Raw genomic sequence first — 12,783 nt, 5'->3', positions numbered from 1 at the left:
AAGGGAAAAAGTGTGCTAAGCAAAGTCCATTAACGAAAGTGATATTTTAATGCATATTTATACAGCATGCTTTAGTAGTGGATTAGTCTAATTCTGCGCGCAAGGCGCTTTTTTCTATGAGGAATTGGACTATGACAATTATCAATCAGGCTACCTGTAAACTCTTTACCGATTCTGCACGATTCACCCAACTTGCTGGCTATTACGAGGAGGAAAGACACACCGTGTGGATGATGCTGCGTGCCCAGCCACGTCCATGCTTCAACCACGCGTTGATCGAGGAAATCATGAATATGTCGTGGCTGGTGCGACAGTCCGGGTTTGCTGTCGATTTTTGGGTTACGGGATCGCTGGTGCCGGAGATGTATAACGCCGGTGGTGATTTGCGCTTTTTCGTTGAGTGTATTCAGAACGGTCGTCGCGAAGCGCTGCGCGCGTATGCTCGCGCCTGCGTGGACTGTGTTCATGCCGCCTCACGCGGCTTTGATACCGGCGCGATTTCGCTATCGATGGTCGAGGGCAGCGCGCTCGGTGGCGGGTTCGAAGCGGCGTTGGCGCACCATTTTATCCTTGCCCAACGCGATGCACGCTTAGGATTCCCGGAAATTGCCTTCAACCTTTTTCCGGGAATGGGGGGCTACTCGCTGGTCGCCCGCCGTTCAGGCATGAAGCTGGCGGAAGAGCTGATCTATAAAGGGGAGTCGCATACGGCGGAATGGCATGAGCAATACGGGCTGGTAGACGTGCTGTTCGAGCCGGGACAAGGCTATGTGGCAACGCGGACTTTTATCGACACGTTACAACCGAAAATGAACGGTGTCAGAGCCATGCTGCGCGCCCGGCAGCGGGTATTGCAGTTGCCGCGCAGCGAGCTAATGGACATCACCGAAGACTGGGTGGATGCGGCATTCTGCCTGGAACCGAAGGATGTCGCCTATATGCAGCGCCTGGTGACGTTACAGGATCGCCACACGGCATCTGGTCTGCGTAAAGCCAGTTAACGCGCATTGCGCGCCTGGTAGCGTTTAAACCAGCGCTCGAATGCGACAACGGGCATCGGTTTAGCAAATAAAAAACCTTGTCGCTCATTGACGCCGTTCTTCGTCAGAAAGGCGTCTTCTTTCGCACTCTCTACCCCTTCGGCAATCACCTGCAAATTCAGCGCCTGCGCAACGGCAACAATAGCGCGCACCAGCGACTGCGAAACAGACTGCTTATGAATATCGCGCACAAAAGCCTGATCCAGCTTGATGGCATCGATAGGGAAACGGGCCAACTGTGAGAGCGAGGAGTAGCCGGTACCAAAGTCGTCGAGGTGGATTTGTGCCCCCAGCTTGCTGAATTGCTGAATAACCGACAGCGCCTGCTCTTCGTTTTCAATCAGGCAGCTTTCGGTCAGTTCGACGTCGATCGGACAATATTCAAAATTCAGATCCTTCAGTGCCTGTTTCAAATCGCTAAAGATGGTCTGATCCGCCAGCTGACGGGCAGAGACGTTAACCGCCACGCGTAAATTGATGCCTTTATCGCGCCACTTCGCTACCTGACGCACCACATCCAGCATCACCCAGCGCCCCAGCGGGACGATAAGCCCGGACTCTTCGGCGTAAGAGATAAACTCCAGCGGCGGGATAAGTCCACGTTCAGGTGACTGCCAGCGCACCAGTGCCTCCAGGCTGCGGACCTCGCCGCGCCAGGTGACCTTCGGCTGGTAATGAAGCACCAGTTGGTCGTTATCCAGCGCTTTACGCAGGTTCGTATCCAGCCACAGGTATTCGAAGACACGTTGATTCATTTCCGGCGAGAAGACGCAGAACTTGCCGCGCCCGTTCTCTTTGGCAGTGTACATCGCGGTATCAGCATTACGGATTACGCTTTCACGATCCACGCCGTGCTGCGGAGCCAGTGAGATCCCCAGCGAACAGCCGGTATAAATTTCGATTAAGCCAATGCGAAACGGCTGACGCAGCCGGGTCAGGATCCGCGAAGCCATCGCTTCCAGCGTGCCTTGCGCGGTGTCGGTTGCCAGCACAATAAATTCATCACCGCCCAGACGGGCAAGTATCTGCCCATCCTCGAGGCAGCTGAGGATCGCCAGCGCAACGGCCTGCAACAGCTGGTCGCCAAACATATGCCCGTAGGCGTCGTTCACCTTTTTGAAGTTATCGAGATCGAGATAAACCACGCCAACCTGAGTATCACCGCGATTGTCTATTGCGTCGCTGATCAGGTCGTGGATTGCGTTGCGGTTAGGCAGGCCGGTGATGGTATCGGTATTGGCGAGCACGCGAAGGCGCTCCTGCGCCCGGCGTTCTTCCGTAATATCCGTGCCGGAACAGATAAGAAATATTTCATTTTTGCCGCTGCCGCTGTGCACAAATTTGTTACGAAAAAGGAACAGGCGCTGGCCTTTGCGGGTTTTGATCCAGCGCTCCACTTCATAGGAGCTGCCGTCGCGGAAAAAACCGCTGATATTGCGGCGGGAGGCTGCCGCTTCGCCACGGCTCATAAACAGGCGGAAGACATTCTGGCCGATAACCTCCTGCTCCTTCATGCCGGTATATTCTTCGCTGAGGCGATTGAAACGCTGAATGTTGCCGAGCCTGTCGAGGATCACAATCACCGAGTTGGCTTCAGAAACCACCTGCTCGGCGAAGGAGAGGCCCTGCGCTAAATCGCGCGCCACGGAGGGGGTGTCATTCCAGGCGGAGGCAGTACCTGCCCACTCTTTCTTGCTGATTTTGCGGCCAATGAGATGCACGGGAACGTCGGTACCGTACAGGGAAAGGGTCATGGTAATACTGGAGGTGATCACCGTCATCTGGCGGATGTTGCCGGCCTGGTCATCATCAAGCGCAATGACCTGAGTGGTATCGGCGTTTTCGCTGGCCGCCAGATGGAGCGCATTGCTGTCCGCTGTCAGTCGCCACCAGGGGCTATTGGTGCCCATGTAACGAAACAGCAAATTTTGCTCCAGATCGTCAATCATGCTATCTCCCGGGCACGCTTAATTGCACGCAATGTGTGCATTTCCAGTCGGGTGATCCGCAAAGGGGCCGCGCGAGTTCCGACGTAAAGTTATTGTTTTTTCCAGTAATCTTATATTAGAACGAGAATGACAAAAAAGGATACAGACGAATGAATATTCCGGTAACTGATTAAACGCTCATCACGCTACCGATAATAATTGTGATCGCTTTTCACGATTTCGGGGAGAAAAGATTAAGGAAAAGTGATGAATGCGAGGTTTAACGCGGGATAAAAAAATGTCGGCTCTTTCTGGACGAAAGAAACCGACATTTTATGCGCTATCTGTCAGAGGGCAGGGCGGGCAATCACGCTACGGGTTTCCATGCGGACTTCCGCAATCGTCACGTCGATCACCTCGGTCACTTTATAAACCTGTTCACCTTTGATCTGGACAGTACCGTTTTCCTGACTGCACACCATTTCGTCGCGCACGGCGTGCAGGAACGGTGCCGGAATAAACGCCACTGCGCCGTTATCGACCAGTCGTACGCGCATCCCGCCGCGGCTGACATCGATGATTTCGGCCGCAAAACGCGTTTCGGTCCCGGCTTTATCTTTCAGGTAGCGGGCATACAGCCAGTCACCGACATCACGTTCTGCCATGCGGTTAAGGCGACGACGCTCCGCCATCTGCACGGTGGTATCGTCACCAGGGCGCGCAATGGATTCACCTTTAACAATCGCTTTCAGCAGACGATGGTTGACCATATCGCCATACTTACGGATCGGAGAGGTCCAGGTGGCGTACGCTTCAAGCCCCAGGCCGAAGTGCGGACCTGGCTCAGTGCTGATTTCAGCAAAGGACTGGAAACGACGAATGCGGCTGTCGAGGAAACCAGAAGGCTGGGCATCCAGCTCGCGACGCAGCTTGCAGAAACCGTCGAGGGTCAGCACTTCCTGCGGGTCAACATGCACATCGTGGGTTTTCAGCAGGGCAGCCAGCGCTTCGCTGTTCGCCGGGTCAAAACCGGTATGCACGTTGTAAATACCAAACCCAAGTCTGTCGCGCAGCACGCGAGCGGCACAGATGTTAGCCGCAATCATCGACTCTTCAACAATACGGTTAGCAATGCGACGCGGCTCGGCAACGATTTCCAACACTTCGCCTTTTTCACCGAGGATAAAACGGTAGTCAGGGCGATCTTTGAACACCAGTGCGTGGGTTTTACGCCACTCGCTGCGGCTCAGGCAGATGCGCTGGAGCAGGCGGATTTGGTCGGCAATGGCGTCGTTTTCAGGACTCCAGTTGCCGCTGTTTTCCAGCCAGTCAGAAACCTCGTCGTAGACCAGTTTCGCTTTGGATTCGATTAAGGCAGCGAAGAACTCAATGTTCTCTTCGATAGTCCCGTCGGCAGCAACCGTCATCCGGCACGCCAACACCGGACGCACTTCATTGGCGCGCAGCGAACACAGGTTATCGGAAAGCTCACGTGGCAGCATCGGGATGTTAAAGCCCGGCAGATAGTTGGTGAAGGCGCGGATTTTGGCCGAATCGTCCAGGTTGGTGCCTTCAGCAATCCATGCGGTAGGATCGGCGATTGCCACAGTTAACAGCAGTTTGCCGTCGGCCGCCTCTTCCACATACAGCGCATCGTCCATATCTTCGGTGCTGGCGCTGTCGATGGTGACAAAGTTCAGGGCGGTCAGATCGCGGCGCTCAAGACCTTCGTCGCGCATCTCTGTTGCCGCGCCTTCTGGCGCTTCTTTTTCCAGATTATGGCGTGCCAGTGTCACCCACCACGGCACGAAGTGATCGTCGCCGAAGGTAATAAATTGGGTGAGCTCAGCATAAAATCCACGGTCGCCTTTCAGAGGATGGCGGCGCATTTCAGCCACGGCCCAGTCACCCTCTTTAAAATCGTGCTCAACGCCACGTTCGGCGCGGCAGGGAATCGCGTCTCTTAGCAGCGGATGGTCCGGAATGATGGAAAGACGGTCATCTTTCTTCAGAATCTTACCGACAAAGCGGGTCAGGAACGGCTCAATCAAGACTTCAGGTTCGGCAGACTCACGATCCTTTTCAGTATGAATAACCGCGGTGACACGATCGCCGTGCATCACTTTCTTCATCTGCGGAGGCGGAATGAAGTAACTTTTCTGTGCATCGACTTCAAGGAAGCCAAAGCCTTTTTCCGTGGCTTTTACGACCCCTTCGGCACGCGGCGTTTGGGAATGCAGTTGCTGTTTAAGCTGCGCTAGCAGCGGGTTATCCTGGAGCATAATGATCTATTTTGGTGGCCATTGAGCGGCTGACAGTTTTACGCGATTCTGCTTACTACAGCAAGCGCTCTTTAGGCGATTTGTATGGTTATTCGCCCCGGCGGATGGCGATTTTCAGGCGATTAAGCCAGCCGCAAAACGCGCTCCAGGTCAGCAGACTGATCGCCTGCGCCACCGGAACACCTGCATCCGTCAGGGGAGTAAAATGGGCCGCGCTGAACTGATCCGGCGAGCGGGAGAGCTGTTCGACCGCGCGCGACAGTGCACTATCAACGGCGGCCAGACGAGGGCGGGCGTCAAGCCCACTGACCAGAATGTCGCCCGCTAAGTCAAGTTGTGCAGGCTCGTGGCACAGTACCGGCGTCAGTTCCCGTAACAGGGGTTCAGCCTGCCAGCGTGCCAGCGATTCAAGCTGCTGGCTGCTGGCGTAACGCAGTTCGACTTCCGGCACCACCGAAACCCACGCATCCAGCTCGCCGTCATGCGTGTTTATCAGGGCGTGCGGCGGGATGTGATGACCCGGAAGCCAACGCACAGGATGGCCGAGTAGCGCCTGAAACACCGCCACCACGCGCGCCTGAAAACCGATAAAGCCGATAATCTGATTGAGGGTCACAATGTCGTACACCGTCAGGCCCACTTCATCGAGTTGCTGCTGCGCCTTGTTGTCGATGACATCGGGGGAGCTGGCAAGCTGGCGGGCGTACTGGGTTATCTGGGCGAGGCGGCGATTACTTTCACGGGAAGAGTCGGGACCGGGGAGCGGGGCGAGCAGCGCGGCGTAGTGATTACACAGGCGCTGTACTCCGCACGCCTGAGCCACGGTCAGCGCGGTGCTTAACCGATCATAGGCGCTGAGGGTACGCAGGCGGCATACCGCTACGCTGCGCGGGAAAAAGAGGTCACACAATGCCCTGGCCGGGTTCAACCAGCGTTCGCAGGCCGTCAACAGCGAGGCGGGTAACACCACGTTCAGTAAAAAGCGGTCGTTAACCTGTGCGGCTTCGGGAACCAAAGGCAGGACTTCCGTCGGGCGGCTGCTGGACTGGGTCTCGTGATACCAGTGGCCTTTGCCAGAAATTCGGCGTTGTTCCATGTGCGTTCCTTGATCTCAAAATGGCGATCAATATCCTGGCGTATGGCGGATAAGCAGAAAAATATTGTTAGGTGATAACAAATAGCAGAACGGAATAACGAAGGGGGAAGAGGGCGGAAGGAGCAGGCCCGGCAGGCATTTGCTGCCGGGCAGACCTTCCCGTCTTCACGGGAAGGTAACGAACTTATTTGATTTCCAGCTCGTTCATTGCAGCGATGTTGAAACCGCCATCAACGTGAACCACTTCGCCAGAGATACCGGCAGAGAGGTTTGAGCACAGGAATGCCGCAGAGTTACCCACGTCTTCGATGGTCACGGTGCGACGGATTGGGGTGACCGCTTCGCAGTGTGCCAGCATCTTACGGAAGTCTTTAATGCCCGATGCTGCCAGTGTACGGATTGGACCGGCAGAGATACCGTTGACGCGCACGCCTTCCGGGCCCATCGCGTTCGCCATGTAGCGCACGTTAGCTTCCAGAGAGGCTTTCGCCAGACCCATCACGTTGTAGTTCGGGATCGCGCGCTCAGCACCTAGGTAGGACAGGGTCAGCAGCGCTGAACCTGGGTTCAGCATCTCGCGGCAGGCTTTGGCCATCGCAACGAAGCTGTAGGAGCTGATGTCGTGGGCGATTTTGAAGCCTTCGCGGGTCACGGCATTCACGTAGTCGCCATCCAGCTGATCGCCTGGTGCGAAACCGATGGAGTGAACGAAACCGTCAAATTTCGGCCAGGTTTTTGCAAGCTCAGCAAACATGCCGTCGATGCTTTCGTCTTGAGCAACGTCACATTCCAGAACAATGCTTGAACCCAGCTGCGCGGCAAATTCTTCTACGCGGCCTTTCAGCTTCTCGTTCTGGTAGGTGAATGCCAGCTCAGCGCCTTCGCGATGCATAGCCTGTGCGATGCCGTATGCGATGGACAGTTTGCTGGCAACGCCAGTCACCAGAATGCGCTTACCGGAAAGAAAACCCATAGCTCTTAATCCTTATATTCATTGTTGTGGCGGCTGTCGTCTGAATGGACAACCGTCGTTAAAACGCGGCGATAATAGCATGAGCCGCGTACAGTGTTAATCCGACCACTTGATACAGGGCGGGTCAGCGGTCTTTTCGCCAGGCATCGGCGGTTAAGGCTTCGCCAAAATGCCCGGCGATTAAACGTTTTGTCAGGTCGTGAAGCGGGGAGGCCAGCACGGAGGCGGTACTGCCGCGCTCCACGACAGCGCCTTCATGCATCACCAGCACCTGATCGCTGATGTGCTTCATCATCCCCAGGTGCTGAGTCACATAGATATAGGAGATACCCTGTTTCTCCTGCAACTCCAGCATCAGGTTGATTAACTGTGAACGCATCGACATATCCAGCGAGGCCAGCGCTTCGTCGGCAATAATGACTTTAGGACGCAGGATCAGCGCGCGGGCCAGGCCCAGACGCTGCTTCTGGCCAGGTGCCAGCATGTGCGGATAATAGCTGACGTGATCGGGCAGCAGCCCGACCATGCGCAGGGTTTCGATGATCTGCTTGCGGCGTGCCTCAAACTCGAGGTCGGTGTTCAACCGCAGGGGAAAATCGAGGATCTGCGAGATGCGCTGGCGCGGATTTAGTGAAGTTGACGGATCCTGAAAAATCATGCGGATCCGCTGGCTACGAAACGAGTAATCGCCAAATTTCAGCAGATGGTCGTCAATCAGCACTTCACCGTCCGACGGCTCGATCATCCCGGCCAGCATTTTCGCCAGCGTCGATTTTCCCGAGCCGTTCTCGCCAATGATCGCCAGAGTCTGCTTTTCTCGCAGGGTAAAGCTCATTGGCTTAACCGCTTCGACGGTCTGGCGATGGAACAGGCCGGTGCGATAGCGAAAGGTCTTACTCAGGTTGCGCACTTCCAGCAAGGTTTCGACCATGTCACTCTCTCTCCATGTTCAGCGGGAAATGGCAGGCATACATATGGTTTTTGGCTCCGGCAAGGCGCGGGGTTTCAATACATTCGCGTTGAGCATACGGACAGCGCGGCCCCAGTCGGCAGCCGATCGGCAGTTGTTCCAGCAGTGGGATCGCCCCCGGCAGGGTGTTGAGGCGGCTTTTATGCGGCATCGAGCTACCAAAATCGGGGATCGCGCGGATTAACGCCTGGGTATACGGGTGATGCGGGGTGGCGATCAGATCTTCACTGACCGCGGTTTCGACCGTTTGTCCGCAATACATCACATCGATTTTATCCGCCCACTTGCTCAACATTTGCAGGTCGTGGCTGATCAGCAAAATCGTGGTGTTATTGTTCTGATTCAGCCTTGTGAGCAGACGGAAAATCTGCGCCTGGGTGGTCGGTTCCATGGCGTTAGTCGGTTCGTCGGCGATCAGCAGGCGCGGCTGGTTGGCCAGCGCAATCGCGATCATCACCTTCTGACACTCACCGTCGGTCAGCTCGTAAGGGAAGCTGCGCATCGCATCTTTATGGTCTTTAATGCCCACCCGGTGCAGCAACTCGATGGCCCGCCGTTTGCGCCAGCCAACACGTCGCCACCAGCGGCCTTTATAGGTCCAGCCGGGAATGTTTTGCATCAGCTGTTTGCCGACCCGTTCCGACGGATCAAGACAGGACTGCGGCTCCTGGAAAATCATCGACACGTTATGGCCCACCAGCTTGCGCCGTTCGCGTGCGGAGAGGCGCAGCAGGTCGATATCGTCAAAGCGCATGCGGTCGGCAGTGACCCGCCAGTTGTCCTTTGCCACGCCACAGATCGCCTTGGCAATCAGGCTTTTACCGGAGCCCGATTCGCCCACCAGCCCGCGGATCTCGCCTTCGCTTAGGGTGATGCTCACCCGGTCAACGGCCTTTACCCAGCCTTCACCGGTTTTAAACTCGATCGTCAGGTTGCGAATATCCAATAACGGCATTATTCCACCCCCGCCACAATGGCGCGGCGTATGCCGTCGCCCAGCAGGTTAACCAGCAGGACGCTGACCATGATCGCCGCACCGGGCAGCATCACCGTCCAGGGGGCAACGTAAATCAGTTCCAGCGCATCGCCCAGCATGGCACCCCATTCCGGGGAAGGCAGCTGCGCGCCGAGATCGAGAAAGCCCAGCGCGGCGATGTCGAGGATTGCCATCGACAGCGCACGGGTGATTTCGGTGACCATCCCGGAGGTGATATTGGGCAGTACCGCAAACCACAGAATATTGGTGGTGGTGGCGCCATCCAGGCGGGCGGCGACCACGTACTCTTTTTCCAGCTCGTCGTGAACCAAGCTGTACACCGAGCGCACCATGCGCGGCAGCAGGGCCAGCCAGACGGCAAACATCGCGTGCGTGAGATGCGGCCCGGCGAAGGCCACCACGATGATGGCCAGCAGCAGGGACGGGATCGACAGCAAAGTATCCAGAATATGGTTCATAACTGCCGAGCGCAGCCCGTGAGTCGCGCCTGCGAAAATACCCAGCAGCAGCCCGCAGACGGTGGCGGCCAGCGTCACCACAAATGCCCCGCCGACGGTCGGTGCCGCACCGCTCAACAGACGGCTTAATACATCACGTCCCAGATCGTCGGTGCCGAGGAAGAACGACACTTCGCCGTAGCGCGACCAGGAAGGCGGCAGCAGCTGATAGCCGAGAAACTGCTGGTCGAGGCCGTAGGGCGCAAACCAAGATCCCAGCACGCACAGCAGCACCAGGCCGCCGCAGCCGTACAGGCCGATCATGGCCGTAGTGTCGCCGTAGAATTTTCGCCACACGGTGCGCAGCGCACCCGGGGTGCGCTTTTCACTGTAAACGCTATCGTAAGGCATACCATTCCTTATGTTTCAGCGGGTTAGCCATAGCGCCCAGAATATCGGATATCACGTTAACGATGATCACCAGCGCGCCAATGACCATCACACCGGCGGAGATGGCGGCATAGTCCTGCTGGCGAATAGCGTTGATCAGCCAGCGCCCAAGGCCTGGCCAGCTAAAGACCATTTCGGTGATCATTGCCAGCGTCAGCATGGTGGAGAACTGCAGGCCGAGCCGTGGGATCACCGGCGGCAGGGCGTTGTGCAGCACGTGGCGGCGCAAAATCGTCAGGCGCGACAGCCCGCGCGTGGCGGCGGCTTTGACGTAGTTCTGGTCAAACACCTCAATGGTGCTGATGCGCATCAGGCGGATCACTTCGGTGGTGGGTGCCACGGCGAGCGTCAGCACTGGCAGCACCATGTGCCGCACCGCGCTGACAATCATTTCGTCTCGCCAGACGGAATCAGACAGCCAGGCGTCAATAATCGCAAATCCGGTGACGGTTTTTACCGTATACAGCAGGTCAAAGCGCCCGGAAACCGGCAACCAGCCAAGGGTCAGGGAGAAGAACAGCGTCAGCAGCAGCGCCAGCCAGAACACGGGGATTGAAAAACCAAGCAGGGCGACAGCGCTGATCAGCTTGTCCTGCCATTTGTTGCGGGTGATCCCGGCGAGCATCCCGACTGGGATCCCCACCATCAGTGCAAAGCCGAACGCCAGAATGCACAACTCCATGGTGGCGGGAAAGACCTCTTTAAGCTGCTCGGCAATCGGTTGACCGTTAATACTGGAGACGCCAAAGTCCCAGTGCAGCAGCCCTTCAAACCAGAATCGCCACGCATTCCACAGCGAGGCACCCTGCAGCGGCGCATGGGGGGTAAAATAGCTCAGACTGAAGCCAATAAAGGTCAGACAGAAGAGGGTGACCAGCAGCAGCAGTAGCCGACGTAAGGTAAAAATAATCACGGTTTTTTCACCTCTTCTTGTTCGACGCGGGACACGCCGGCAAACGAAGCGTTACCAAATGGGCTGAGCACCAGCCCTTTAATGTCGTAACGATATGCCTGCAAACGCAATGACGAGGCCAGCGGCAGCACCGGCAGCTCATTGGCCAGAATTTGCTGGGCTTCATCGTAAGCATCGATGCGGGCCGCCAGTTGCTGGGTCGAGAGCGCTTTACGCAGGATGCCGTCGAACTCGCGGTGACACCAGTGGGCGTAGTTGGTCTGCGAATCAATAGCCGCACAGCTTAATAACGGGCGGAAGAAACTGTCCGGGTCGTTACTGTCCGTCGCCCAGCCTGACAGGGTCAAATCATGATTCATGTCCATCAGGCGCGCCTCCTGAAAACGGCCCTCCACCGGCACAATCACCACCTTCACCCCCACCTGTGCCAGGTCTGCCTGCAGCAGCTCGGCGGTTTTCAGCGGGCTGGGGTTCCAGGGCTGCGAGCTGGTGGGCACCCAGAGCTGCAGGGTGAGATTACTCGCCCCCAGCGCTTTGAGCTGTTCGCGGGCTTTATCCGGATTGTATTCGGTAATTTTAGCCTCGCTATCGTAAGCCCACGAGGCGCGCGGCAAGATTGAGGCGGCGGTTTCGGCGGTACCGTAATAGATGGACTGCATCAGGCGTTGGTTATTGATCGCCAGTGCCAGCGCGTGGCGCACCGCAGGGTTATTCAGCGGTGGCTTGTTGGTGTTAAACGCAAGGTAGGCGATATTCATGCCGGGGCGCAGCGTCAGGCGCAGACGCGGATCGTCACGCAGGATCGACAGCTGGCTGGCGGCGGGCCAGGCCAGCACATCGCATTCGCCGGTCAGCAGCTTCGACAATCGGCCCGTCCCGCCAGAGCCTAAATCGACCACTACCTGCGGCATCAGCGGCGTACCGCGCCAGAATTTTTCGTGCCGCTGCAGGCGCACGTACTGGCCAGCGCGATATTCAGCTATCTGGAATGGACCGGTGCCCACGGGCTGGCGGTCAATCTGCTCCTGCTTATCCTGTAGCGTCAATTGGGTGGCATATTCGTCGGACATCACCGAGGCGTAGTGGGTGGCCAGGTGCCACAGGAAAGAGGCATCCGGACGCGCGAGGGTGAACTCCACCGTGCGGTTATCAAGCTTGCGCACATTTTTGACCGTATCGGCAAACTGCAGACTGTCGAAATAGGGGAAACTGCCGCCGTTAACGTAGTGCCAGGCATGGGTGCGGTTAAAGATGCGCTGGAAGGTAAACACCACATCGTCGGCGTTGAGCTTACGGGTCGGTTTAAACCACGGGGTGGTCTGGAATTCGACATCGTCGCGCAGCCGGAAACGGTAAGTCGCGCCGTTGTCTAACACTTCCCAGCTTTCTGCCAGCTCCGGCACCAGCCGATAGGTATAAGGATCCACATCCAGCAAGCGGTCGTACAGCTGAGCGGCGAGGGTATCGACGATCAGGCCGCTGCTGGCTTTCTGCGGATTGAAGGTATTGACCTGCCCGCTTACGCAGTAGACAAAGCCGCTGTCGCGAATATCGCCACGGTTTGCAGGCGTGGGCGCGGCAAAAGCCTGGCTGCATAACAGACCGAGCGCAATCAGGGACGAGAAAACCAGACGCATAATTTTTAGGGTTTTTAGTGACGATCTGCAAAGTGTATCGCACTTACACCTGCTTCGTAA

10 protein-coding genes are annotated in these 12,783 nt (G+C 56.8%); 1 reads left to right on the top strand and 9 read right to left on the bottom strand.

Annotated elements, in window-relative coordinates; translation table 11 throughout:
* The first annotated feature begins 131 nt into the window (after nt 1-131).
* A complete protein-coding gene (locus M8013_RS09175; protein WP_271267492.1) occupies nt 132-1,001 on the top strand; it encodes a crotonase/enoyl-CoA hydratase family protein in 870 nt (289 codons plus the stop codon).
* On the opposite strand, the gene pdeR is transcribed toward M8013_RS09175, so the two are convergent.
* The 9 genes from pdeR to sapA all read right to left on the bottom strand — a co-directional run bounded on the left by pdeR (nt 998) and on the right by sapA (nt 12,723).
* Nucleotides 998-2,989, bottom strand: a complete 1,992-nt coding sequence (gene pdeR / locus M8013_RS09170; protein ID WP_271267491.1) for a cyclic di-GMP phosphodiesterase — start codon at nt 2,987-2,989, stop codon at nt 998-1,000. The two genes, M8013_RS09175 and pdeR, sit on opposite strands and share 4 nt — an antisense overlap.
* A gap of 326 nt (nt 2,990-3,315) precedes the next feature.
* Nucleotides 3,316-5,250 (bottom strand): exoribonuclease II, encoded by a 1,935-nt coding sequence (locus tag M8013_RS09165; RefSeq protein ID WP_271267490.1) that lies wholly within the window; start codon nt 5,248-5,250, stop codon nt 3,316-3,318.
* Between the two features lie 88 nt (nt 5,251-5,338).
* The gene (locus tag M8013_RS09160; RefSeq protein ID WP_271267489.1) at nt 5,339-6,346 is read right to left on the bottom strand and encodes a CMD domain-containing protein; all 1,008 of its coding nucleotides are present in this window, start codon (nt 6,344-6,346) and stop codon (nt 5,339-5,341) included.
* 184 nt (nt 6,347-6,530) lie between these two features.
* Nucleotides 6,531-7,319 (bottom strand): enoyl-ACP reductase FabI, encoded by a 789-nt coding sequence (gene fabI / locus M8013_RS09155; protein ID WP_271267488.1) that lies wholly within the window; start codon nt 7,317-7,319, stop codon nt 6,531-6,533.
* 124 nt (nt 7,320-7,443) lie between these two features.
* Nucleotides 7,444-8,250 carry a putrescine export ABC transporter ATP-binding protein SapF gene (gene sapF, locus M8013_RS09150; protein WP_271267487.1) on the bottom strand — a complete coding sequence of 269 codons (807 nt, stop codon included), beginning with the start codon at nt 8,248-8,250 and terminating at the stop codon, nt 7,444-7,446.
* A gap of 1 nt (nt 8,251) precedes the next feature.
* Entirely contained in the window at nt 8,252-9,244 is a 993-nt protein-coding gene (sapD, locus tag M8013_RS09145) for a putrescine export ABC transporter ATP-binding protein SapD (RefSeq protein WP_271267486.1), read from the bottom strand.
* Nucleotides 9,244-10,134, bottom strand: coding sequence for a putrescine export ABC transporter permease SapC (gene sapC / locus M8013_RS09140; protein ID WP_271267485.1), 891 nt, complete (start codon nt 10,132-10,134; stop codon nt 9,244-9,246). Before sapC ends, sapD begins: the two co-directional genes overlap by 1 nt.
* Nucleotides 10,121-11,086, bottom strand: coding sequence for a putrescine export ABC transporter permease SapB (gene sapB / locus M8013_RS09135; RefSeq protein ID WP_271267484.1), 966 nt, complete (start codon nt 11,084-11,086; stop codon nt 10,121-10,123). Before sapB ends, sapC begins: the two co-directional genes overlap by 14 nt.
* A complete protein-coding gene (sapA, locus tag M8013_RS09130; protein ID WP_271267483.1) occupies nt 11,083-12,723 on the bottom strand; it encodes an ABC transporter substrate-binding protein SapA in 1,641 nt (546 codons plus the stop codon). The genes sapB and sapA overlap by 4 nt, the downstream gene beginning before the upstream one ends.
* Nucleotides 12,724-12,783 lie beyond the last annotated feature (60 nt).

This window comes from Silvania confinis (genome assembly GCF_025564085.1).
Lineage (GTDB): Bacteria > Pseudomonadota > Gammaproteobacteria > Enterobacterales > Enterobacteriaceae > Enterobacter > Enterobacter confinis.
This window is presented reverse-complemented; position numbering and strand designations above follow the sequence as displayed.